Source organism: bacterium (assembly GCA_021158245.1).
Lineage (GTDB): Bacteria > Zhuqueibacterota > QNDG01 > QNDG01 > QNDG01 > QNDG01.
In genome coordinates this window covers 20,802-44,361 of sequence record JAGGVB010000204.1, presented here as the reverse complement: position 1 = coordinate 44,361, position 23,560 = coordinate 20,802, and the positions used below count along the sequence as shown (strand labels likewise).

Sequence of the window (23,560 nt, the reverse complement as noted above, 5' to 3'; positions counted from 1 at the left end):
CTTCAGGGAAGCCGGATAAAAAAGGAATTTTGATAATAGATGCATCAGTAGCGCCTCAGGATATCCAATTTCCTACTGACATTGATCTATTAAATGACGTTAGAGAACACACAGAACGGATAATAGACGTAATCTAAGGCAAAAGGAAGTATGATCTTGGCCTTGTAAAGGCAAAGACAATGAGCACAAGTGAAAGTTGGATAGTAGCAGTGCTGTTTGTAATGAACCTTGCGCGTTGGGAGCGTATCCGTTCTCTTTTTTCTTTTTTTGCAAGGTTGATAAATTTCAAAAAAGGTTGGTTTTTTTATCCACAAATTGCCTTTTAATACTGAATTTTATTTTTTAAGGAAACCCTAAATACAGAACCTCATAGGGGAGACATTAGTGTATATTCGGCAATTGAGAGTTTTTATTGCCACGAGCTTCAGCCCAATAAAATAACATTAAATTTGGGGCTAAAGCCCAAAGATTTTAGAATTTTTTAAGCCACGATCTAAAAATCGTGGCCATGAAAGCACGTATTGTCCGTTAATAGTGTGTATTTCCCTGATGAAATCGGGGGGAATCCACATTTTTCTTTTTCCCTCTTAAATTTGTGAATAATGCAAGTTAGTTTAGAACAGCCTATATTTTAAAATAGTATTTTTTTGGAAAAAATAGAATCTGATTCATTCTTTTATACATCATCGTTTTTACGTTTACTGAAATAGATTATATCGTCATGCTTAACATACCCGAGAGACAAAAATAGTTCCATCGAGGATTTATTCCAATCCTCTATCAGGCATGTAATTATCTCCATACCAAGGTTTTCGAGGTGTTTTTCTGCATGGCGGATAAGAGCTGTAGCTATGCCGAGCCGTCTGTATTCAGGGTCAACAGCAACGCGGTTGATCCATCCTTTTCTGCCGTCGTGTGTGGCAAGAATGCAGCCTGCAGGTTTATCGTCAATTTCACCGATAAAAAAAGTGCCGACTCCTCTTTCCATTTCAGCAGCCATCTTCTCCCTGCTGTCTCTTCCGAGAGGCTTGAATTTAAGCCCGGCTTTTTCCCAGATGTCTATGATAATATTATAGTCTTCAGATGTGCATTTGCGAATTTTGATATTAATTCTTTTACCGTACATATTACATCCTTTAAAGATATTATGCAGGCTTATGCCAGGATGGGAACGGTGCCTGATTAACAGGACGCCTTCCGTAGAAGAAGTCATCAGCAATAAGTGCAAATCTTCTGAAAAACCAGTTGCGCTTTATACCCCATCGTATAATATTATGCAGAAATGTTGAAGGATGCGAAAATGGGCAGACATTAACACATATAGAGCAGTCAGAACCCTGCATTCTCCAGAATTTGTAGCATGTAATCTGATTGGATTGCCATTTTTCAACTCCGCGGTAAACTTTCTTATCCCCTTTATCAATAGAACCGGACGGACAATTAACCGCACATTTTTTACAAAAAGTACAGAAATCCTGAACACCAAAAGAGATCGGTTTATCAAATTCCAGAGGCATATCTGTTGTTACTACGGCAATTCTTACGCGAGGGCCGAATTTGGGAGTTATAAGAAGACCGAGCCGTCCCAGTTCTCCAAGCCCTGCATCTGCAGCAATGGGAGGGCACATGACGCGGTAGTTCCCATCAAGGTTTGCTCTTGCACTGTAACCGAGAAGTTGAATGTATCTCGCTACTATTGCCGAAATTTTTGCCGCCTCAAAATACTTGAAAGCAGTTTCAGTTGTTACAATGTGATGAGGAGCAAATCTCATCATATCAAAATCCATCTTTACTGCAATTGCAATTGCATTAGGATGGTTTAATGTTATTTCTTCACCCCATTCTCCCGGAGATCTTCCGATGTTGCTGTAAACATAGGCCTGATTTAGAGGTGTTATTCCTACAAGGTCTGCTCCGAGATACCGGGCAAAACCCTTGATTCTTTTTGTAAACTCTTTTGCGGATGCAGCAACTTTAATGTCAGTTTTAACAGGAGGCCAGAAGTCCACTTGTTTGTTAAATGTATCCAATATGTCAAAAGCAGCCTGTTGAAAAGGAGATGTCATCTTATTGTAAGAAATTGATCCGGGTTCATTAAGGTTGGGAAGTTCCCTTACTTCATTGTCAATCTCTTTATTTTCAGGGTGCATTTTGTAGTACTTATCGAATTCTTCCATCCCGGGTTTAATCCTGTAAAATCTATGAAAAAGTGCATCTCTTTCATCAACTTTTTCCTGGCTGCCGACAATTTTTATATTGTTTCGTCTTCCCACTGGTATAAAAAAGAAAATAAGGGATCCGGCAAATGTAAAAATTAAAATAATTTCAAGAATAATGTATTTATAAGGGAACGATATGTACAACAAAAGGCCGTAAAAGAATATTCCCGGCAGAATTGCAAGGATTTTAAAAACCGGCCTGAATCGTTTTTCATGAATGGAAGTAATGATAAATGCAAGAGACATTGAGATTAAAAGTACAAAAAGGCTCCATGAAAGGAATAGGATAATAGGTACCATAAGTTAAACTCGTCTTTGGATTAATAAGGATTAGTTCAGTAAAGATAATTAATAATATTTCTAAATTCAAGAATAATATGCAGGATTTTTATTCCTGCACTCACCGAAAAATTCTGGAAATTGCATTTAATATTTTTCCTCTGTGTCAGGAAAACCTCTGGATTGGAAACAGGGTTAAGTGTATGCCTGGTGTAGGCCGGATTTTATTCTTGACAAAGATTTAATTTTATTGTAACTTAAACATCACTAATATTTAAGGAATTATCAATGAAGAAAATTTATTTACTCCTTCTGCTTTTTATTCCTGTTATTTTTTCATGTGCATATTTTAATACTTTTTATAATGCTAAATACTATTTCGGCAAAGGTACCCGTGCAACAAAAAAGAATATAAGCGATAAACTTTCATCGGAAGAAAGAGCCAGTTACAAAAAGGCAATTGAAAAGTCGGAAAAGCTTATTACTCTATACCCGAAAAGTAAATACGTTGATGATGCACTGCTTATTATGGGTGAATCCCATTTTTATCTAAAGCAGTTTTATAAAGCTAAAGAGAGGCTCTTAAAACTTAAGGAGCATTTCCCTGACAGCAAGCTTTCTTTTGATGCAAACCTGTGGCTTGGTAAGATTGCAATTGCCGAAGAAAAATACAATGAAGCTGAAACATCGCTTAATAATCTAAAGTACAGTACAATACCAAAGCGGCTTAGAAGCAGTGTTCACAGCTCTCTCGGTGAACTTTATTTGCACACGGGGCGCTTTAAGCAGGCAATTGATGAATACAAAAATGCCCTTAAATCCGGAGAAAAAGAGGCAGAATCCGATTATTATTTTACAATTTCAGCTTGTTTTGATTCGCTCGGCGAGTTTGAAAATGCAATTAAGTATTGTGAAAAATCACTGAAAACAGGGCAAACCCGTGAAGTAAGATTTCAGGCACGATTTAACATCGGAGTGCTTAAAAAGAAGATCGGGGATTATAACAGTGCAATAAAAATATTTGAACGCCTTCTGTTGAACGATTTCAATAAAAAGCATGCAGGGCGATTGAATCTTGAAATTGCAGACTGTCTTGCATTAAAAGGGGATGTTGACGGTGCTGTTATCGCATTGGAAGACATAACTCAGGAATTTAAAAAGAAGAAGGAAGCAGCGGAAGCATATTACCGCCTTGGAGAAATACTTGAAAAGCAGAAGATGGATTATGATAAGGCGGCATTTAATTACGGGCAGGTAAAAAGCCAATTCAGGGCTTCGGCGTATGCAGATTCTGCAGAAATCAAAAAGAGGGATATTCTGCGTCTTCAGGCTTTAAGGCAGGTTATTAAAATGGCAGTTACCGGCGAAAAAGGCGAAGGAGTTTCTATTGAAAAAGACAGTACTCAATTTGAGGCAGATTCCCTGGCAGCAATTGCAGAGAGAGATTCCACACTGAAAAACGGAAAGGAACTGGATTCCCGGAATATAAATTCAGAAGATCTCAGCAATGGAATGAGGCCTCCGGCTGCAGAAGATGAAAGTAGTGCTTTGCTGCGGGATGATGAGATGCGAAAGAAGCAGGCAAAAAAGAAACCAAAGCGCCCTGCAGAAAATCCCGAGCTGTCATCATTTAAAAAAGAGGAACTGGATAAAAATATTTATCTGCTTGGAGAGCTTTATTTTACAATATTTTCTTTAAATGATTCTGCAGTAAATAGATTCAGAATGCTGTTGAATAAATTTCCCAAAAGTCAATATGCCCCGAAAGCTCTGTATGTGATAAGTTATATAAATTCAGATATTTACCATGACTCTGCCAGTGCTGATACCTGTTATCAAAAATTGATAGAAGATTATCCTGCTACTGATTTTGCAAATTATGCAAGAAAAAAACTGGGTATGGATGTAATTCCTACAAAAATTGATTCTGTTAAAAGTTTGTTTGAAAAGGCCGAAAAAATTCTTTTTGAAAAAAACAATGCTTATGAAGCTTTTAAAATTTATGATGATGTACATAAGCGTTTTCCCGGAACTGAATTTGATGCAAAAGCTCTTTATATTCAGGGCTGGATATGCGAAACATTGTGGGATTCCCTAAGGCTGGCAACTTCCATATATGACACACTTCTTGTTAGATATCCGGATTCACCATATTCAATTAATGTGAAACCAAAGATAGAAGCTGTGAATCAGGCAAAGAAACAGGCAGAAGCAGAACTTGAAAAGGCAAATAGGAAAGCTGAAGCAGAAGCAAAGAAAACAGAAAAGAGTACAGATAACGCTGAAATTTTTAAGAATGCTGCTGTACATAAAGATTCTGCATCTGTGCTGATAAAAGATAAAACATTAGAAAAATTGGAGAAAGAAAAGGAGATTCCTGAGAGCAAAGAGAAACCTGCCCTGAAAAAAGATGAATCTATGCAAACGCTTGAGAAAAAGATTAAATATAAAGAATTACCTCCTCAAACTCCGAATATTGGAAAAGAAACTCCCTTTACAGACAGTACAGGAGTATCAGTAAAAACAAATGCTTACGTTGTCGGCGGTATAAAAGCTTTAAATAAAAATATTTCAATTCCTGATGTGCTTAAAAAGTCAGTACCTACGATCGTTGTAGCCCAGGTATTTATTAATATCAAGGGAGAACCTGAAAAGATTGAACTTGTGGGCAAGGAAGAAAATTCGACATTACTTGCTGTGATAAGTGCTGCTGTAAGAAAAACAGAATTCAAACCTGCAGTTGCTATGGGAAAGCCTGTTGGTTCATGGCTGACTCTGCGCATCCGGCTTAAGGAATTAAAAATAGAATAAAGAGGCAATTTGTGGATATATTTTCCTGCGTTGTAACCGGAAACAATAAATTATGCAGTAATGTTTTTATCCTGAATATTAGAGCTCCTGAAATAGCTGAATCCGCAAAGAGCGGACAGTTTGTACATATCAGAGTTAGTAATTCCATAGACCCGCTTTTAAGGCGGCCTTTCTCAATTCATCACGTTGATAAAAGAAAGCAGGAAGTCTCTGTCCTTTTTCGTGTTATAGGCAGGGGCACTGAGATTCTCGCTAATGTAAAAGAAGGGGTTCTACTTGATGTTATGGGGCCGCTTGGCAGAGGATTTGATATAAGAGAGGATTTTGATCATGCTCTTATTGCAGGAGGCGGAATGGGTGTTGCACCTCTTTTTTTCCTCGCTGATGAAATTGCCAAAGCAGGGAAAAAAGCAACATTTTTGTGGGGTGCGAAATCAAAAGAAGAAATATGGAATGCCGGTTATTTAAGGGATAGAAATATTGAAGTTAAATTCGCGACAGATGATGGATCTATAGGCCATAAAGGGTTTGTTACAGACCTTATTGCAAGGTTTATTCTCAATACTGACCCGAATATCAAAGTTAGGGGATTTATCTGCGGGCCGAATCCAATGCTTGCAAAAGTACAGTCTATGACTGATAAAATAGGTATTGAATGGTATGTTTCCATGGAAGAGAGAATGGCATGCGGAGTAGGTGTATGTATGGGCTGTGCAGTACAGATGAAGAATAAGAGTTATAAAATGGCATGTAAAGACGGTCCCGTATTTAAATTAGAGGATATAGATTTTGATGGTTGACCTTACAGTTAATATAGGATCATTAAAACTGAAGAATCCTGTACTCACAGCGTCCGGAACATTTGGATATGGTACTGAATATTCGGAATTTATGAATCCTTCCGAACTCGGCGGAATAATTACCAAAACAATAACTTTGGAGCCGCGGGAAGGCAATCCTGTGCCGCGTATTGCAGAGACTCCTGCAGGCATGATAAATTCTATCGGACTTGCAAATGTAGGCTCGGCAAAATTCCTTTTGGAAAAACTGCCTGCACTGGAAACCCTGGATTCTGCCGTTGTTGTTAATATTGCCGGAAGCACGGTGGAAGAGTACGGCAAAGTTGCAGAGCTTGTACAAGGCCATAAACGTGTTGATGCAATTGAGGTCAATGTTTCATGCCCTAATGTTGACAGAGGCGGTATTGCACTTGGTGTTTCTGCTGAAGGTACTTTTGAAGTTACAAAAAGAGTCAGACAGACAACAGATAAACCGATAATTGTCAAGCTTACTCCAAATGTTACTGATATTACTCAAATTGCAGAAGCTGCTGAAGAGGCAGGCGCAGATGCAGTCTCTCTTATTAACACACTTGTTGGAATGGTAATTGATATCGAGTCCGCAAAACCTCTTATTGCAAGGGGAACCGGAGGTTTATCCGGGCCTGCTATCAAGCCAATAGCAGTTGCAAAAGTATATCAGGTAGCACAAGTTGTAAATATTCCAATAATAGGGCTTGGCGGGATTATGAATTGGCGAGATGCTGTTGAATTCATAATGGCCGGAGCGTCTGCGGTTCAGGTGGGTACTCTTAATTTTGTTGATCCCAGGGCTTCCCTGAGCATTGTTAAGGGAATCAATGATTTCTGCAGGGAAAAAGGGATAATGAAAATAGAAGATTTGTGTGGAATTGCTAATAAAAAATGATAAAAGATTGTGAAATTATAAGCGCAGTGAAGAAGCGTAGAAGTATCAGGGCCTATTCGGATAAAAAAGTGGAACGGGAAAAAATCCTCTGCTGTATAGAAGCTGCACGCCTTGCGCCTTCTGCTGAAAATATTCAGCCATGGCGTTTTTTAGTTTTAGATGATCCCGAAGTAAAAGATGATTTCCTCAAACAAGTTACAGGCGGAATATACAAACATACAAAATGGGCTTTTTCCGCGCCTGTTATTATCATTATTATTGCTGAGACAAATATCCTTGCTCATACTATTGGAGGGAAACTGCAGAGAATACCTTTCCATGTGCTTGATTTGGGTATAGCAGGTGAACATATTTCCCTTCAGGCTGCAGAGTTAGGGCTTGGTACATGCTGGATAGGCTGGTTTAACAGGAAAAAAGCACAAAGAGAACTGAAACTTCCTGGAAAATTTAACGTATACAGTCTCATGGCTTTAGGTTATCCCGATACTCAAAAGAGAAGTGCAGACAGAAAATTTTTACCATTGGAGGATATAGTTGCATTTAATTCTCCGTCTAATTTGAAAAGAAGAAGGAGGTAGTACTATGTTGAAGATGCGAAAAGTTTTTTTATTGTTTATGCTGTTTTTTGCTGTTTCAGTTTTTTCTCAGGAGAAAACTCCGGCTGATTCATCAAAGAAAAAAGATGTATATCAGTTTACTGATGATTATAAAGTCGAGTATACTTCGGTTAAAAGCCAGGCAAAAACCGGCACGTGCTGGTGTTTTTCAACTGTTTCATTTCTTGAATCAGAGCTGCTCAGAATGGGCAAAAAAGAGATGGATCTTTCCGAGATGTTCATAGTAAGAAAAACATATCCTTTGAAAGCCGAGAGCTATATAAGACTGCACGGCAATACTACTTTTGGAGAGGGCGCTTACAGCCATGATGTTATAAATCAGATGAGAAGATACGGAATGGTTCCTGAGTCTGCATACAGTGGAATGAATATCGGAGAGAAAAAACACAACCATTCGGAAATGTCCCGTGTTCTTACTGCAATGCTTAATGCTGTCAAAAAGGGAAGAAAATTAACTCCCAGGTGGGAAGAAGCATTTGATGATGTACTTGATGCATATCTCGGCAAAGTACCGGAGAAGTTTACGTATGAAGGAAAATTTTACACTCCTAAAACATTTTTAAAAAATTATCTTCAGCTTAATCCTGATGATTATATTGAAATATCATCGTTTACACATCATCCTTTTTATGAGAAATTTGATCTCGAAGTGCCTGATAACTGGTGCCATAACAAGGTCTATAATGTAACTATTGATGATCTGTCGAGGATTGCCGATTATGCTTTAAAGAACGGTTACTCTTTTGTATGGGGCGGAGATGTAAGCAACCATTTCTTTAAAGCACCGAAAGACGGATATGCTATTGTGCCTTTAAAAGACTGGGAAGATATGACAAAAGCTGAGAGAGAAAAGAAAATTACAGAACCTGTACCCGAAAAAACAATTACTCAGGATATGAAGCAGGAATGTTTTGATAATTTTACAGCTACAGATGACCATGCCATGCACATTGTAGGCCTTGCTCACGACCAGACCGGAGCTACATTCTATTTTACAAAAAATTCTTGGGGAAAAGATATGAAGTACAAGGGAATGTTTTATATGTCAAAACCCTACATGCTTCTCAATGACATAGCAATAATGATAAATAAGAATGCTTTACCGGATGATATAAAAACAAAGTTAAATATTCAGTAATACCGGGAGAATTACAATGAGAAATAATAGAATTTTATATGTCTTTGTTCTTCTTTTCTTTTTCATTTTTTCATCTATTTCAGTTTCTGCACAGGATAAAAAGGAAAAGAAAACGGAGAAAAAGGAAGCGTATCAATTTAAAATTGATACAGAGCTTCCCCATACTCCTGTTAAGAATCAGTACAGGACAGGTACGTGCTGGTGCTTCTCAACAACTTCATACGTTGAATCGGAATTATTGAGAATGGGCAAGGGTGAGTTTGATCTTTCCGAAATGTTCACAGTAAGACATACATATCCTCATAAAGCTGATTTGTTTGTAAAACGGCATGGTGAAGCTAATTTCGGACAAGGAGGGCAAGCTCATGATGTGATGAATTCGATTAAGCATTATGGTATTGTTCCTGATAATGTATATACAGGCTTGAACATAGGAGAGAAACGCCACAATCACGGAGAAATGTTTAGTGTTTTAAAAGGTATTCTTGATGCGGTAATTAAAAGAAGGGGAGGAAAACTTACTCCAAGGTGGAAGGATGCGTTTGAAGCAACTCTTGATGCCTATCTTGGGAAAGTCCCTGAATCCTTCACTTATAAAAATGAAAGTTATACACCAAAAACATTTGCTGAGAAAGTTCTTCAGTTTAATCCTGATAATTACATTGAATTGACATCTTACACTCATTTTCCGTTCTACAAACAGTGCCTTCCCGAAATTCCAGATAACTGGGATTTTAACAGGCAGTACTATAATGTGCCTCTTAAAGATTTTGAAAAAATAGTTGACCATGCTTTAAAAAACGGGTACACAGTTGTTTGGGACGGTGATGTAAGTGATCGTAATTTCAGCTCGAGAGAAAAAGGTTATGCAATAGTTCCTGAAAAAGACTGGGAAGATATGACAAAGAAAGAGCGTAAACAAAAAATTACCGAACCGGTTAAGGAAAAGAAAATCTCGCAGGAAATGAGAGAAGAGACATATGATAATTTCACCACAACTGATGATCATTTAATGCATATTGTAGGGCTTGCACATGACCAGAAGGGTGATAAATTTTATTATATTAAGAATTCGGGGGGTACAGTAGACAGAAAATTTAACGGATATTTGTATATGTCAGAAGCTTATTTCCGCCTGAGGACTATTGCAATAATGGTTCATAAGGATGCACTGCCGGTAAGATTGGCAAAAAGATTGAAAATTAAATGACAAACATGATGCAGGGTGTGTATTCTTTAAAATATGCACCCTGTGTTAATTCCCTTCCTAAAAGCTGTATGGGCGCTTACTTAAGTGAAATATTTAAAGTTATTTAAAATTTCAAATAGATCAGGTTCAAATAATTTGATTGTATATATCATATTGATTCTTGGTAATGTTATTAAAACTGTATATTTTGAATGACTGAATTTGTGTATGGAATTATATGTATATTACGTATGTAAAGGTAAAATCGTGAATGAGATAATTTATAAACCAATCGGAGTCGTACATTCCCCATTTAAAAAACCAAAAGGAACACCTATTCAACCTGCAGGTGCTGAAAAAGTCGATGGAACAATTGAGATATTTCCGGAATATACCGATGGATTAAAAGATTTGGAAGATTTTTCTCATATTATTTTGATATATCATTTTAATCTATCCAAAGACTTCAGCCTGATTGTAAAACCGTTCATGGATGACGATGCACACGGAGTCTTTGCAATGCGTGGATCAAGCAGACCAAATCCTATAGGCATTTCTGTAGTGCGTCTTATTGGAATTAAAAAGAATATACTCCATATTCAGGATGTGGACATTGTAGATGGAACTCCTCTTTTAGATATAAAGCCCTATGTTCCGGGATTTGATATAAGAGAAGTAGATAAAATAGGATGGTTAGAGAAAAATATACGTAAACTTTCAACAACAAAAGATGATGAGAGATTTATCGAGTGAGCTGTACAGTTTAGGATAACTGCTTCTGTCACAAGTGGTCATTTAACAAAAGAAATTGTTATTTTGGCGAGAAAATAATATCTGTATGATGCATCAAAAAAGAAAGTATTATAACTTAAGTCAAGCATAAAATTTACATTCTTAATCCATGTGAAGAGAAAAGAAGGGCCTAAAGAAATTACAGGGCACCATGTTCCGGTTTTAATTTTATCGGGAAGAGTACCGCTGCTTTCTGTATCATCTGTATTGAAAGAGTTGGTTGTTACCGAATAGTAAAGGAATCCGGCTTTTGTATTAAGAAAAATTTCCTGAGCTATCATGTATTTTAGCAGAATAGATGTATTGAAAATGTAAGCGGATTTCAATAAATTCGATTTATTAAATTCGGATATCGGGACAAGGGGGGTGAAGGATAGGGAAATACCGGCATTCCATTTGGGATAAATCCGGTACGATGCTGATATTCCAAGCCCAAAAGATGTTTCAAAAAGTTTTTCCAGTTTTACTTTCGGGTAGAAAAGATGTGCGGAAAATCCGAATTCATATTTGTAATTGTTATTTCGTTTTATAAAGCTGTTTTGGTAAAATTGGTTGTTTTTATTGGTGAATGCTGTATTCCGGTTTAATATGGTTTTATTCAGGTGATTTATTTGAAAAGCATAAAGAGCAGGGCTTGATGGAATTGAAATCAACAGTATGAAAAATATTTTCTGAAATATTTTCAAAATTAAAAACTCCGGGCATTTTGCAAAGGTGAAATAAATCTATAATAATATATTCTAATGTAATCATATCTTAATAATTTGTCAAGAAAAATTCCTTTATGTAATTTGATTTTTTATTGACTTTGCTAATATTTTTATTAACTTAACTACGTTGCATAGTATTAATTTTTATGAGAAATAATAAACTGTGAAAGTTATTGAAAATAAACAACAAAGGCTGATATTATTTATAAGTGTCGTAATTGCACTTATTTTTGGTTTTTTTGTTCCGGTTTCCGGAAGAGATGTTTTAATGCAGATTCTGAAAGTGTTGCTTTTTATCGGCGTTTTCGGAGTATTGTATTTTCTTTTGTTTTATGTTAAAATTCAATCAGGGCCAGCTAAATTAAGGTCAGTACCTGATTTTGATGATAGTGCAGATGTCAATATTCCGGGAGGCGTTTTACAAAGTGAATCCTGGTCTGGTTTTGCCGAAGCATTTAAAAAATCCTATGAAGAAATATTGTTTATTGTAAGAGAATCAGTTGTTGCAAATTATGCTGCGATATATTTAAAAACAGAACCGGAAATTTTTGAGATGCTTGCAGGGCTTGCAGGCGGTGAAATAATCAGGAATTCTGCAATTGCTTCGAGAGAAGGGCTTGTTGATTTAATCTCAAAAAGCAAAGAGCCTTTAATGGAAAGCAATCTCCCCATTGGAACAGAACTGGACGGGTTTCCTGATTTTGAGATGAGGTCTTTTGTCGGTATACCTTTAAAATGGTCTGATGAAATCATAGGTGTACTTGCCCTTGGAAGTGATACGGCTGAGAGTTTTGGCGAAGAAGACTTTAAAATTGTAGAACGCTGTGGAAATGTTATAACACAGGTTATGGCAGTATGCCACAGAGGACTTCAATGGGAAACAGATCAGGAAGTATATGCCGTGCATCTTAATATGGAACGGGAACTTTTAAATGCGGAAGATCTTGATAATGCGGTTAACATATTTGTGCAGTATACACAAAAGTTGTTTCCTTTTGACAGATTTACACTTTGTACGGTTGACGGTAATATGGGAGTAATCCAGAGTGTTTTCGGTGAAGTAGATTCTCTCGATAAAGGAAGGCGCTTTAATCTTGATGACGGCCTTACCGGGCTTGTTATAAGAAGAAAAACACCGCTTTTAATTGGAGATATGGAAGAAGGCGACTATGTAAGGCCCAGATTTTCAAAAGATGAGGATCATAACCATAAAATGCGGTCTTTTCTTGCAGTACCTCTCGGAAGAGGGGAGAATGTCTGGGGAAGTGTCTCTTTTGAAAGTTCTACACCAAACCAATACGGTGAAAAAGGCAGAGACATATTGACTCTTCTTACAGGGCAGTTTACAACGGAACTTGAGCGTATACAGCTTGTAGAGCAGATACGTGAATTGAAACAGGGGCCGATAATTTTTAATGATAATTCAATGAATACCGAATAATAATTAGTAACGGAGGAAAAATGGCATCATTTGCTGACAAAATGAACAAAGCTACAAGTGATTTTTCAAAACACTGCCCTGTATGCGGGGAAGCTATATCGTATGTGAAATTGATAACTTCTGAAAAATCTGATAAAAGTGCTGCATGGAGATTCAACCAGAAGATGGTTGGTGTCTGTAAGTGTAATGAAAAAGAGATACTGGGTTAAATTCAGGTGGAATTAACAAAATTACTCCTTGCAACTAATAATAAAGACAAGATTAAAGAACTGCAGGCAATACTTGATAATTCGAATATCTCCCTTGTTTCTTTGGGAGATATTTCCAATATAGATATTGAAGAGACCGGCAGTACTCTTGAAGAAAATGCTTTAATAAAAGCACATGCAGCTTTTAAAGAAACAGGGCTGCCGTCTATTGCAGATGATACAGGGCTGGAAGTTGATTTCCTTGACGGGGCGCCTGGTGTTTATTCGGCACGTTTTGCCGGAGAAAATGCAACTTATGCTGATAACAATAAAAAACTTATTGAACTTTTAAACGGTGTAAGCAGTGAAAAACGAAGCGCAAGATTCCGCTGTGTTGCAGCATTTGTTTATAAAGATGTGGAATTTTCCGTGGAAGGAGTGTGTGAAGGCCTGATTCTTGACAAGATTACAGGTTCCCGGGGTTTTGGATACGATCCTGTTTTTTTTGTAAAAGAAGAGGGGAAAACTTTTGCTGAAATGACAAAGGAAGAGAAAAACAGAATAAGCCACAGAGGAAAAGCATTTAGAAAGGCTGCAGAAGAAATAAGGAAAATTTTTTTGATGCCCTGAGTATCAGGAGGAAAGAACAGGGTGAAACGGATAAAAAGAGAAAAAAAGTGTTGTATAAAAAGTAAAAATAGCGTATCTTTATATCCGTTTGATAAGAGTATTACGGGGTGTAGCGCAGCTCGGTCAGCGCGCCTGCTTTGGGAGCAGGAAGCCGTGAGTTCAAATCTCACCACCCCGACAAAATTTGCCAAAGGGTTCTGCTGAGGAAAGTGAATATCGGTATAACCCTTTTTTTGTGGAGAAATAATGGAAGATAATTTAATCTATTTTGATAATGCTTCTACAACAAAAACGGACCCTGCTGTTGTTGAAGCGATGATTCCGTATTTTACAGAGAATTATGCAGTAGCATCTTCTCAGTTCAGCCATACACCGGGAATCAGATCAAGAGATGCTCTTGACAGATCAAGAGATATAATTGCAGGTAAGTTGAATGTTTTGCCGGAGGAGATTATTTTTACTTCAGGCGGGACAGAATCAAACAATCTTGCAGTAAAAGGAGTAGTGTACGGTGCAGATGAGAATAAAAATCATATAATTTGTTCAGAGATAGAACACAACAGCGTTATTCATTCCTGCAGATGGCTTGAAGAGCAGGGCTATTCTGTAACATATCTTAAAGTTGATAACCAGGGATTTGTTGATATGGGCCAGCTTAAAGATTCAATTAATGAAAGAACTCTTCTTGTGTCGATTCAGCATGGAAATCAGGAATCCGGTACATTGCAGGATATTGATAAAATTGCAGAGATCTGTAAAGAAAACGGAGTGCTTTTTCATTCGGATGTAGTTTTGACTTTTACTAATATTAATATTGACCTTAAAAAAATTCCTGCTGATTTTTTATCTCTATCTGCACATAAAATTCACGGGCCTAAGGGAATAGGCGCTCTTTTTGTGAGGAAGGGAACTAATCTAAAGAAAATTTTTCATGGCGGATACAATGAATTCGATATAAGGCCTGGGACAGAAAATGTTGCGGGTGCTGTGGGCTTTGCAAAAGCAGTTGAACTTGCAAATACCGAAGATATCAGTAAGATAAGGAGTATGCAGAAAAGACTTGTTAGCAGATTAACTTCAGAAATCGAAGGAGTTGTTCTGAACGGGCCTGCGGATTTAAGCAGACGTCTTCCCGGAAATGTTAATGTTTCCTTTAATAAAATAGAAGGAGAATCAGTCGTCCTGCACTTTGATATGAGGGGAATAGCAGTAATAACCGGCTCTGCATGCTTTTCACGTTCGCTTGAGCCTAGTTATGTAATGATGGCAATGGGGTTCAGCCATGAGAGAGCCCACGGCTCAATAAGATTTACATTAAGTAAATTTAACAATATTAAAGAAATTGATAAAGCAGTAGATGCTTCCAGAGAGATTGTTGATACATTAAGAAAAATAAGCCCTATGTCATAAATAAATATTTAACGGAGAATAGATATGTCAATGCCGTATTCTGATATAGTTTTAGATCATTTCAGGCATCCGCATAATGTAGGTAAAATAGAGGATGCTGACGCAAAGGCAACAGAGGGAAGCCCTGCATGCGGAGATATGGTAAAACTTTATCTCAAGATTGATGAAGAAACAAAAAGAATCAGTAACGTAAAGTTTGAGTCATACGGATGCGCTTCAAATATTGCTACAGGATCAATTATTACAGACCTTGCATTAGGAAAATCCATTGGTGATGCAAAGAAGATCAACTGGAAAGAAGCGGATAAAGCCCTTGGAGGGCTGCCTCCTGTTAAGGTTCACTGCGCTGTACTTGCAGTTGATGCGCTGCATACTGCAATTGAAAACTATGAACATCAGCATGGCCTGATTAAAAACAAAATACCGACTGATGAGAAGGTAGTTTCCAAAAGATTGTCAAGAGTGATAAATCCCATTGTTGGTGTTGATATTGTAAAAACAAAACTTGTATCAGATGTAAAGATTGATGAGGGAAATGTTTCTGTATGGGTAAATTTAGCCCCTGAACATCAGTTTGCAAATAATATAAGAAATGAGATAATAGAGAGAATAGAACCTCTGTGGGATGTTAAAAACGTTGAGGTGATTTTCAGGGATGAGGGATAGAAATTTTCAAACAGGATTAAGATTGTAGTCTATGTTAGATTTTAAAATAAAACATTGGATACGACTCTGTATTTGTTTTTTGTTTGTTTTTAATGTGTTTGCAGGCCCTATTTTCGGACAGGTCAGCATTGAGCAGTATTTGACGAAAACAGAGACTATTATTAATAAAGCTGCAGAATGCTGGCTGGATAAAGATTATACAAAGTCTTTGGACATTTTACACAAAATCAATGATTCTTTGAGTAACCACACATTCCCTCCTACAGATCATTTTGCATGGGAAGCTTGCAGGAGCATTAAAACATACTCAATTGTTTTTTCAAGAATTGTCGAGGCAGAGTGGGATAAAGATAAAAAAGATAAGCAAAGTGCAGATAAGCTGATAAAACAGGCAAGAGAATGGGCTTCAATTCTGGAAAGCCAGGCATACAGCTGGAGCAAGGTTAAACCGCGTTCAAATGAGGATGCTAAAGTAAGGCATAAATGGTTAAAAAGGTTTTCTTCCATAATAGTTGCTGTGAAAGGAAAGAATGAGAATTAGTATTAGTTAATAAGGGAGTAAAAATGACAAGGAACCGGATTTTATTTGTAATAATTGCATTAGCTTCAGTTTCTCTTTTTTGTGATAAGGGTGATAAAAATGATTTAAGGACGCTTTTTCCCGGACCTGGATTTGAAAAGGGATGGTCATGGGACAATATGCCTGTGGAATATAAACATTCAGAGATTGCTGCAGGCAGAGCGGGCGAGATAGAACAGAGATTGAGCGCAAAAATTGATAAAATGGGAAAGGCTGTCTATTGTTGGGGCAGTAATATTGATTCATCATTTACAGTTACTATTTATAAATCAGGAAACGACAGCATTGCCGAAATGTTGTCTGATTCTATCCTGATTGATAACCCGGAGTACAATATCAAAGACAGTAGTGAGATTAAAATATATTCATTTTTAAATAAACAGTACTTAGTTATCATTAATACTGCATCAAAAACAGAACACATAATGTCTGCTGTTAAAACTGTTGCTGATAAGTTAAATGAAAATCTAAATAAATAATTAAACATAGAATATTTCCCCGGTAAGAAAAAATTACTTAAGGCAGGGTAGAAATTCCCTGCCTTTTATTATTTCACTTTAAATAAATTGCATTTCTACGTGTAACTCCTTTATTTTCATGCCCAATTTAAATCTGAAAAATAGGCTTCATGGCAAGAACTTTGCCCTGATATAAATTGAAAAATATCATTGCTTCCAGGGAGATTTATGAATACGGCGGAATTGAAGACTGTTCAGAAACCATCTGTACTCATTGTTGAAGATGAATGGATTGTGTCTCTTGAATTGCAGGAACATTTAAAACAAATGGGGTATGGAATTATCGGGTCTGTTGATGAAGGCATTGATGCTATTGAAAAGCTTTATCACCATACTCCTGATGTTATTTTGATGGATATTAAATTAAAGGGCAATATGGATGGTATTGAGACTTCTCAGAAAATTAGAAAGGAGTTCAATATACCGATAATTTTTCTAACAGCCAATACTGATGAGAATACATACGGCAGGGCCATGGCGACAAATCCTTACGGCTATATACAAAAACCATTTAACTCAAGAGAGCTGAATTTAACGATTAAATGCGCTTTGGATAAAGCTGAATTCGAGCAGAAGATGGGCATGGCCTATATGAAACTTGTCAGTATGATAGGAAGATTGTCCGCGGGGGTAATTTTAGTTGATGATGCAGGTGAAATAAATATGATTAATAATAGAGCGGCAGGTATAACAGAATGGCCTGAAACAGAAACCATAGGATCAAATGTTGATTTGATTTATAAAACATATGGAGATTCTGATTGTGTCCGGAGAAGAATAAATTTCAGCAGCAGGATCATTACTGAAAGAGGGCCTGCTATACAGAGGCTTTATCTTAAAACGATAAATGGAATAATTAAAAAAATAATACAAAAAAAATATTTTCTGTATTCGAAAAACGGGAAATTTCAAAATTTGATTATTATTTTTGATGAACATAAAATTTCTGCGGAAGTTCAGAAAAATGCATGGTCTATAGTGCATGATTTACAGGAGTTATTCTGAAAATGGAAATGCCTTATATGGGTACATTGACTGAAAGAAGCAACAATTTTCCTGAGGCCGAAGGATTCGAAGTTCTATTGCGCAATTCTCCCGATTTTATTATGAATATCAATAAAAGAGGGAAAATTACTTATGTAAACAGAAAACTCCCCGGATTTTTAAAAGAAGAAGTTATAGGGCAAAAGTTTGAAGCATTTACAGATACAGAATATACGGAGATATTTAACGAGCACATAACCAGGGTTTTTGAATCCGGCAGGCCTGATAGTATTATTTGCAGAGGCAGTGGAAATCCGAATGCACAGGCCTGGTATGAGGTAAGGTTCGGCCCTGTTTTTGAAGAAGATGCTGTATCTTCTGTAATGCTGATAGTTACTGATGTAACAAGAAGGCGTGAAGCTGAGGAGGCACTTGAAAGAAGTGAGAGCAGATACAGGCTTCTTGCTGAGAATATGAGTGATTTTGTATGGATAGTTAATTACGACCTTGAAATTACGTTTGCAAGCCCTTCTGTGAAAAATCTTCTGGGATATGAAAGCGATGAAATAATTAATAAACCCTGGCTGGATATTATGGCTGACGAGGCAAAGGTTGTCCTGGAAAAAGAATTGGGAAAATTAACGGAAATTACAGCAGAAAATAATAAATTTTCGTCTATAATGATCGAACTTCCGTTCAGGACAATAGAGAATAAAGATATATGGACTGAAACAAAAATATCCCTTATTAGAAATAATTCAAATTTACCTGAAGGCATTCTGGGCATAAGCAGGGACATTTCCGAGAGAAAAATTGCAGAAGACAAGTTAAGAGATTTAAATCGAAAACTTGAGAGGTCTAATAGCGAACTTGAACAATTCGCCTATGTTGCGAGCCATGATTTAAGGGAACCGCTCAGAATGGTCACAGAGTTTTTGAGGCTTCTTTCGGAAAGATACAAGGGCCGGCTTGGTGAGGATGCCGACAGTTTTATAAATTTTGCCTCCAATGGCGCTGTTAGGATGCAGGCTATGATTGAAGACCTGCTTGATTTCTCAAGATTGACAACAAGGAAAACGAAATTTTCAAATGTTGACTTAAATGATGTTCTGAAAAAAGTGCAGGCTGATTTGATGTTTTATATTGATGAGACAGATACAAAAATCACAAAAAAGAATTTACCTGTCATTACAGGCGATCCAATTCAGCTGGGCCAGGTCTTTCAGAATTTAATTACAAATTCAATTAAATTTTGTGATAAAGAGAGGCCTGAAATAGATATCTCTGTAAGGGAAACAGATCACTTCTTTGAGTTCTGTGTTACAGATAACGGCCCCGGGTTTAAGGTGAAGGATTCACAAAGAATGTTTAATATTTTTGAAAGGCTTGATAAGGATGATTCTGTTCAGGGAACGGGAATCGGGCTTGCTATGTGTAAAAAAATAATTGAACATCACAAAGGGACAATAAAAGCGGAATCACGAAATAACACAGGATCTGAATTTATTTTTACGCTACCTAAAAAAGAGTATGAAACGGAAGATGAGTAATAATAAATACAACATTCTTCTTGTTGAGGATAACGAGGGAGATATCTGGCTGGCAAAAGAAGCATTCGGCAGATACCGGAATTATGAAATTACTGTACAGAGTAACGGAAATGAGGCAATTGAGTATCTTTTAAAAAGAGTAGCTGAAAATCCTGAACTTTCTCCCGATTTAATATTTCTGGATTTAAACCTGCCAGGGAAGAACGGCTGGGAAATATTGGAAATAATAAAAAATAACAGAACTCTTCGTTTGATTCCTGTAATTATTATGTCAACAGACGATTCTCGTGCAAGTGTGAATATGGTTTACGATCTTCATGCAAATTGTTTTATTGTGAAACCTGTAGATGTGGAAGAATATTTCAAAATTATTGATACTATTGACAGATTTTGGTTTAAAACAGTAAGGCTGCCGTTTTATGAGGAAAAGAACTGAAAAAATCGATGTCCTTGTCGGCACAGCAGAGAAGAAGCTGGAAGATGAGAACAAAAGGCTGGTTCTTGAGAATGATGCTTTGAAACTTGAGATTTCAGAGAGGCAGATACTTGACGAGGCTCTGCGGGAAAGCGGGGAAAGGTTCAGAGATATTGTTTTAAGTATGGCAGGCTGGATATGGGAGACGGACAAAAAGGGAATTTGTATATACAGCTCAGAGAAAATAGAATCTATTTTAGGTTTTGAACCGCATGAAATTATAAATAAAAATTTATCAAAGTTTCTGGGTGGAGAGGGTGAAACAGAATTTAATGAACTATCGGTAAAACAAAAAATAATTAATGAGCTTGAATGGTGGACCGAAAATAAGAATGGGCTGAAGGTATGCATCTCATTAACAGGAATCCCAATAGTCTCGGAAGGCGGCACTTTTGAAGGTTATAGAGGTGTAATAAAAGATATTACTCCGCGGAAACAGGCAGAGGAGAAATTGGCGGAATTAAATAAAGAGCTATATCGTTCCAATAATGATCTTGAACAATTCGCGTATTTTGCATCCCACGATTTAAGAGAGCCTCTCAGAATGGTGTCAGAGTTTCTAACACTTCTTGAAAAGAGGTATAAAGATTCTATTGATGAAGACGGAAGAAGTTTTATTGATTTTGCTGTACAGGGTGCAAAGAGGATGCAGGAAATGATTGAAGGGCTTCTTGATTTTGCAAGGGTAAATACACACGGCCGAAAATTCAGGGCTGTGGATACAAACATGGTTCTTGAAAAAGTTCTTTCGGATTTAAGATTTTTAATTGAGGAGAGCGGTGCTGTAATTATTAAAGATGAACTGCCGGTAATTTTAGGCGATAATGTGCAGTTAGGGCATCTTTTTCAAAATCTTGTTTCAAACAGCATTAAATTCAGAAGGAATGAAACATGTGTAATAAATATTCATGCAGAAAGAAATTCGAAATTATGGAAGTTTAGATTTTCTGATAATGGTATCGGATTTGACATGAAAGATTCAGAAAAGATTTTTGGATTATTCGAAAGCCTGGGGAATAGGAATAATCAAAAAAGTGCAGGATTAGGCTTAGCGCTCTGTAAAAGGATTGTTGAGCGGCATGGCGGAAAAATTTGGGCGGAATCTGTTTTAGGAAAAGGTACGGATATATTTTTCACTATACCTGTATATAATGTAAAAGGTATGGAAAACCAAATAGTTAATTCCCCTGTTGTCAGCAAGGAAGCGTGAGTGGAAAATAAAAAGAAAATTCTCGTTGTTGAGGATGAGATCCAATATGCAAAAATGATTGCAGTGAGGCTGCAGTCTGCAGGATATGATGTCAGTATTTCAACTGATGCATACGGAGGTACTCAATCTGCAATAAGATCAAATCCGGATCTGATAATATTAGATCTTATGATGCCTGCAGGCGGCGGTTTTTCGCTTTTGGATCGTATCAGTAAAATTCCTATGACATCTACAATACCAGTAATTATTTTGACAGGGAGAATAATAGACGATTCTATTAAGAAAACTGCAGATAAATACGGAGTGAAAAGGATAATCAGAAAACCTTATGAAAAAGATGATCTGTTGAATACCGTAGAAACAATGTTATCATAAAAATCGGGATATGTACAATATGAAAAAGAAAAAAATTTATACTCAAATCATGCTGACAGGTGTGTTTTTCAGTATGTTGTACTGGCTTCTCGATACTTTGAGAGATGAATTTTTATCCGGCAGTAAATATTTCTTCAAATATCTGCTGCCAGGAGATTCGATTACAATATGGATAAGGCTTCTCGGTGTGTTTGTAATTATTTTGTCAAGCAGCATGATATCAATAATTGTAATGAAAAAAGAAAAAGAGGCGGCAAAACATTATAAAAAAAGAAAAAGTGACCAATATGTTAAGGCCTTAAGGGATGCAATACCTGGTATTTTAAACCGGAACGTAAAGATTAATATGCTGACTATGCGGGAAAAGGTTGATAAATTTGTTGTTGATTCTGAAAAGTCACTCTCACCCGGGAATATTAAAAAATTATTGGAGATTAGAGAATCCTTTGAAAAAATAATAATGCCTATTGAGAAACTTGCGGATTTTTCAGCAATAGCAGCAGGATATTTTAGTTTAAAGCGAAGCGTTTTCAATATGAACCAAGTTGTGATGCAGTCTCTTGATGCTTCCAATGGTTTTTTAAAAGAGAAGAATCTTTCTGTTGATAAGTCATTCTCTGATGATGAGATATTTGTTTATGCGGATTCTGATAAAATAAAGAATGCAATTATTGAAATATTGGGCTTCTGTGTTTATTATTCTGATCAGAATGATAAGTTATTGGTTAACGTTGTTGATACTGAATCAGATATAATATTTACAATTGCAGGAAAATTCCACGATTTCTCAAGAGGTGCATTTAACAGGGTCTTTATAAACGGGCAGGCTTCTATGGGAGAGATGTCAAATGAAGAGATTTTAAGCATGGTCATTGCAAGAGCAAGTATATTGAGCCATAAGGGAAGAATATGGCTGAGCAGGAACAGAAATAACAATACTTCTATAAATTTTTCAATAACAAAAGAGCCTGTCCCTTCAGTAATGATCATAGATGATGACCTTAATACTGTGATGCTTGTTAAAGATGTACTTGAGAGAGATAAGTACCGTGTAATTGGCAAAACAGACGGGGAAGATGCTTTAAGGATTTTGGAAGATGAAAAACCCGATTTAATAATTCTGGATTTAATGATGCCGGGAATTGACGGATATGAATTTATTGAAAAGGTAAAAAATCAATTTAACAGCAGGCATATACCTTTAATAATAATAAGCGGTTTTCATCTTGACAGGAATATTCTAATGGAAGTCACCGGAGGGCAGACAATAATGCCATATATTAGAAAACCTGTTGACATACATGAATTAAGAAAGAACGTACAGGAAACGCTCTCTAAAACAGATAAACCTGAATGGAACCAGTTATTTATAACTTGAAAAAAGAGGGTAGTAAAGTGTCTGAAAATCAAGTAAAAGATATAAGCATTCTTCTTGTAGAAGACAATAAAGGTGATGCCCGCCTCATTCATGAAATGTTTGTGGATCAGGAGGGGAAAGGGTCAATCTTATCCAGGTATCATCTTGAGTGGGAGAAAAGTATTCATGCAGCTACAGCTGCACTTAATAAAAAAGCTGTTGATATTATCCTTTTGGATTTAACCCTTCCTGACAGCAGCGGCCTGGATACCTTCAAGAGTATCAGAGAACATGCCGGCCAGATACCAATTATCGTTATGAGCGGATTGAATGATGAAAAGATAGCTGTGGATGCAGTAAGAGAAGGGGCACAGGACTATCTTGTAAAAGGTACGGTTAACAGCAGCCTGTTGGCGAGGTCTATATGGTATGCAATTGAAAGAAAAAGCCTTGAGCTTGAAAAGGAAAAATTGATTAATGAACTTGAAGAGGCTCTTTCAAAAGTTAAGACTCTCAGCGGACTCATCCCTATTTGTGCCAACTGCAAGAAAGTTAGAGATGATGAAGGATACTGGAATCAAGTGGAAGTTTATATCCAAAATCATTCTGAGGCTGAATTTACACACAGCTATTGTCCTGATTGTTTAAAGAAGCTCTATCCTGAATTAGTTGATGAGAATGGAAAATTAAAAGAAGCTGTAAAATAGATGAGGG

Annotated in this window: 24 protein-coding genes and 1 tRNA gene; 22 read left to right on the top strand and 3 right to left on the bottom strand. The window is 36.7% G+C overall.

Translation table 11 applies throughout. From position 1 onward, the window contains the following. Positions 1–676: 676 nt before the first annotated feature. On the bottom strand, positions 677–1,126 hold the full coding sequence (locus J7K93_12685; GenBank protein ID MCD6117865.1) for a GNAT family N-acetyltransferase: 450 nt from the start codon (positions 1,124–1,126) through the stop codon (positions 677–679). A 19-nt stretch (positions 1,127–1,145) separates the two neighbouring features. After that, on the bottom strand, positions 1,146–2,519 hold the full coding sequence (locus tag J7K93_12680; GenBank protein ID MCD6117864.1) for a reductive dehalogenase: 1,374 nt from the start codon (positions 2,517–2,519) through the stop codon (positions 1,146–1,148). Positions 2,520–2,786: 267 nt separating this feature from the next. Here J7K93_12680 and J7K93_12675 point away from each other — a divergent pair, with 267 nt between their 5' ends. The 7 genes from J7K93_12675 to tsaA all read left to right on the top strand — a co-directional run bounded on the left by J7K93_12675 (position 2,787) and on the right by tsaA (position 10,713). Then, complete coding sequence (locus J7K93_12675; GenBank protein ID MCD6117863.1) at positions 2,787–5,309, top strand: tetratricopeptide repeat protein; 2,523 nt, start codon at positions 2,787–2,789, stop codon at positions 5,307–5,309. An 11-nt stretch (positions 5,310–5,320) separates the two neighbouring features. Further along, complete coding sequence (locus J7K93_12670; GenBank protein ID MCD6117862.1) at positions 5,321–6,109, top strand: dihydroorotate dehydrogenase electron transfer subunit; 789 nt, start codon at positions 5,321–5,323, stop codon at positions 6,107–6,109. Continuing rightward, positions 6,102–7,016 (top strand): dihydroorotate dehydrogenase, encoded by a 915-nt coding sequence (locus J7K93_12665; GenBank protein MCD6117861.1) that lies wholly within the window; start codon positions 6,102–6,104, stop codon positions 7,014–7,016. The genes J7K93_12670 and J7K93_12665 overlap by 8 nt, the downstream gene beginning before the upstream one ends. Then, positions 7,013–7,594, top strand: a complete 582-nt coding sequence (locus J7K93_12660) for a nitroreductase family protein (protein MCD6117860.1) — start codon at positions 7,013–7,015, stop codon at positions 7,592–7,594. The genes J7K93_12665 and J7K93_12660 overlap by 4 nt, the downstream gene beginning before the upstream one ends. A 4-nt stretch (positions 7,595–7,598) precedes the next feature. Continuing rightward, positions 7,599–8,771 (top strand): aminopeptidase, encoded by a 1,173-nt coding sequence (locus tag J7K93_12655; GenBank protein ID MCD6117859.1) that lies wholly within the window; start codon positions 7,599–7,601, stop codon positions 8,769–8,771. A 16-nt stretch (positions 8,772–8,787) separates the two neighbouring features. Further along, the gene (locus J7K93_12650) at positions 8,788–9,981 is read left to right on the top strand and encodes an aminopeptidase (GenBank protein ID MCD6117858.1); all 1,194 of its coding nucleotides are present in this window, start codon (positions 8,788–8,790) and stop codon (positions 9,979–9,981) included. A 207-nt stretch (positions 9,982–10,188) separates the two neighbouring features. Next, on the top strand, positions 10,189–10,713 hold the full coding sequence (gene tsaA, locus J7K93_12645) for a tRNA (N6-threonylcarbamoyladenosine(37)-N6)-methyltransferase TrmO (GenBank protein MCD6117857.1): 525 nt from the start codon (positions 10,189–10,191) through the stop codon (positions 10,711–10,713). 38 nt (positions 10,714–10,751) lie between these two features. Here the strand turns inward: tsaA and J7K93_12640 are convergent, their stop codons facing one another. Continuing rightward, complete coding sequence (locus J7K93_12640) at positions 10,752–11,438, bottom strand: hypothetical protein (protein ID MCD6117856.1); 687 nt, start codon at positions 11,436–11,438, stop codon at positions 10,752–10,754. A gap of 187 nt (positions 11,439–11,625) precedes the next feature. Between J7K93_12640 and J7K93_12635 the strand changes: the two genes are divergently transcribed. The 15 genes from J7K93_12635 to J7K93_12565 all read left to right on the top strand — a co-directional run bounded on the left by J7K93_12635 (position 11,626) and on the right by J7K93_12565 (position 23,553). Beyond that, positions 11,626–12,903: a GAF domain-containing protein gene (locus J7K93_12635; GenBank protein MCD6117855.1), complete on the top strand. Its 1,278-nt coding sequence runs from the start codon at positions 11,626–11,628 to the stop codon at positions 12,901–12,903. 20 nt (positions 12,904–12,923) lie between these two features. After that, a complete protein-coding gene (locus J7K93_12630) occupies positions 12,924–13,112 on the top strand; it encodes a hypothetical protein (protein ID MCD6117854.1) in 189 nt (62 codons plus the stop codon). Between the two features lie 6 nt (positions 13,113–13,118). Next, complete coding sequence (locus J7K93_12625) at positions 13,119–13,721, top strand: XTP/dITP diphosphatase (GenBank protein MCD6117853.1); 603 nt, start codon at positions 13,119–13,121, stop codon at positions 13,719–13,721. 103 nt (positions 13,722–13,824) lie between these two features. Next, positions 13,825–13,899 (top strand) — tRNA-Pro (locus tag J7K93_12620). 68 nt (positions 13,900–13,967) lie between these two features. Next, entirely contained in the window at positions 13,968–15,131 is a 1,164-nt protein-coding gene (locus J7K93_12615) for a cysteine desulfurase (GenBank protein ID MCD6117852.1), read from the top strand. 24 nt (positions 15,132–15,155) lie between these two features. Next, complete coding sequence (locus J7K93_12610) at positions 15,156–15,797, top strand: iron-sulfur cluster assembly scaffold protein (protein ID MCD6117851.1); 642 nt, start codon at positions 15,156–15,158, stop codon at positions 15,795–15,797. A gap of 31 nt (positions 15,798–15,828) precedes the next feature. Further along, positions 15,829–16,338: a hypothetical protein gene (locus J7K93_12605; protein MCD6117850.1), complete on the top strand. Its 510-nt coding sequence runs from the start codon at positions 15,829–15,831 to the stop codon at positions 16,336–16,338. Between the two features lie 23 nt (positions 16,339–16,361). After that, positions 16,362–16,856: a hypothetical protein gene (locus J7K93_12600; protein ID MCD6117849.1), complete on the top strand. Its 495-nt coding sequence runs from the start codon at positions 16,362–16,364 to the stop codon at positions 16,854–16,856. Between the two features lie 207 nt (positions 16,857–17,063). Then, complete coding sequence (locus J7K93_12595; GenBank protein ID MCD6117848.1) at positions 17,064–17,900, top strand: response regulator; 837 nt, start codon at positions 17,064–17,066, stop codon at positions 17,898–17,900. A gap of 2 nt (positions 17,901–17,902) precedes the next feature. Then, the gene (locus J7K93_12590) at positions 17,903–19,429 is read left to right on the top strand and encodes a PAS domain S-box protein (GenBank protein ID MCD6117847.1); all 1,527 of its coding nucleotides are present in this window, start codon (positions 17,903–17,905) and stop codon (positions 19,427–19,429) included. Further along, positions 19,422–19,865: a response regulator gene (locus J7K93_12585; protein ID MCD6117846.1), complete on the top strand. Its 444-nt coding sequence runs from the start codon at positions 19,422–19,424 to the stop codon at positions 19,863–19,865. Before J7K93_12590 ends, J7K93_12585 begins: the two co-directional genes overlap by 8 nt. Then, positions 19,849–21,114, top strand: a complete 1,266-nt coding sequence (locus J7K93_12580; GenBank protein ID MCD6117845.1) for a PAS domain S-box protein — start codon at positions 19,849–19,851, stop codon at positions 21,112–21,114. The genes J7K93_12585 and J7K93_12580 overlap by 17 nt, the downstream gene beginning before the upstream one ends. Next, positions 21,115–21,489 carry a response regulator gene (locus J7K93_12575; protein MCD6117844.1) on the top strand — a complete coding sequence of 125 codons (375 nt, stop codon included), beginning with the start codon at positions 21,115–21,117 and terminating at the stop codon, positions 21,487–21,489. Between the two features lie 19 nt (positions 21,490–21,508). After that, entirely contained in the window at positions 21,509–22,867 is a 1,359-nt protein-coding gene (locus tag J7K93_12570) for a response regulator (protein MCD6117843.1), read from the top strand. A gap of 17 nt (positions 22,868–22,884) precedes the next feature. Then, a complete protein-coding gene (locus J7K93_12565; GenBank protein MCD6117842.1) occupies positions 22,885–23,553 on the top strand; it encodes a response regulator in 669 nt (222 codons plus the stop codon). Positions 23,554–23,560 lie beyond the last annotated feature (7 nt).

What these genes read in the sequence shown, in the direction of transcription:
- J7K93_12685 (MCD6117865.1), bottom strand. Translation starts at nt 1,126, where the DNA reads ATGTACGGTAAAAGAATTAATATCAAAATTCGCAAATGCACATCTGAA.
- J7K93_12570 (MCD6117843.1), top strand. Translation starts at nt 21,509, where the DNA reads ATGAAAAAGAAAAAAATTTATACTCAAATCATGCTGACAGGTGTGTTT.
- J7K93_12580 (MCD6117845.1), top strand. Translation starts at nt 19,849, where the DNA reads ATGAGGAAAAGAACTGAAAAAATCGATGTCCTTGTCGGCACAGCAGAG.
- J7K93_12595 (MCD6117848.1), top strand. Translation starts at nt 17,064, where the DNA reads ATGAATACGGCGGAATTGAAGACTGTTCAGAAACCATCTGTACTCATT.
- J7K93_12600 (MCD6117849.1), top strand. Translation starts at nt 16,362, where the DNA reads ATGACAAGGAACCGGATTTTATTTGTAATAATTGCATTAGCTTCAGTT.
- J7K93_12610 (MCD6117851.1), top strand. Translation starts at nt 15,156, where the DNA reads ATGTCAATGCCGTATTCTGATATAGTTTTAGATCATTTCAGGCATCCG.
- tsaA (MCD6117857.1), top strand. Translation starts at nt 10,189, where the DNA reads ATGGAATTATATGTATATTACGTATGTAAAGGTAAAATCGTGAATGAG.
- J7K93_12675 (MCD6117863.1), top strand. Translation starts at nt 2,787, where the DNA reads ATGAAGAAAATTTATTTACTCCTTCTGCTTTTTATTCCTGTTATTTTT.
- J7K93_12660 (MCD6117860.1), top strand. Translation starts at nt 7,013, where the DNA reads ATGATAAAAGATTGTGAAATTATAAGCGCAGTGAAGAAGCGTAGAAGT.
- J7K93_12680 (MCD6117864.1), bottom strand. Translation starts at nt 2,519, where the DNA reads ATGGTACCTATTATCCTATTCCTTTCATGGAGCCTTTTTGTACTTTTA.
- J7K93_12655 (MCD6117859.1), top strand. Translation starts at nt 7,599, where the DNA reads ATGTTGAAGATGCGAAAAGTTTTTTTATTGTTTATGCTGTTTTTTGCT.
- J7K93_12630 (MCD6117854.1), top strand. Translation starts at nt 12,924, where the DNA reads ATGGCATCATTTGCTGACAAAATGAACAAAGCTACAAGTGATTTTTCA.
- J7K93_12585 (MCD6117846.1), top strand. Translation starts at nt 19,422, where the DNA reads ATGAGTAATAATAAATACAACATTCTTCTTGTTGAGGATAACGAGGGA.
- J7K93_12605 (MCD6117850.1), top strand. Translation starts at nt 15,829, where the DNA reads ATGTTAGATTTTAAAATAAAACATTGGATACGACTCTGTATTTGTTTT.
- J7K93_12615 (MCD6117852.1), top strand. Translation starts at nt 13,968, where the DNA reads ATGGAAGATAATTTAATCTATTTTGATAATGCTTCTACAACAAAAACG.
- J7K93_12590 (MCD6117847.1), top strand. Translation starts at nt 17,903, where the DNA reads ATGGAAATGCCTTATATGGGTACATTGACTGAAAGAAGCAACAATTTT.
- J7K93_12665 (MCD6117861.1), top strand. Translation starts at nt 6,102, where the DNA reads ATGGTTGACCTTACAGTTAATATAGGATCATTAAAACTGAAGAATCCT.
- J7K93_12650 (MCD6117858.1), top strand. Translation starts at nt 8,788, where the DNA reads ATGAGAAATAATAGAATTTTATATGTCTTTGTTCTTCTTTTCTTTTTC.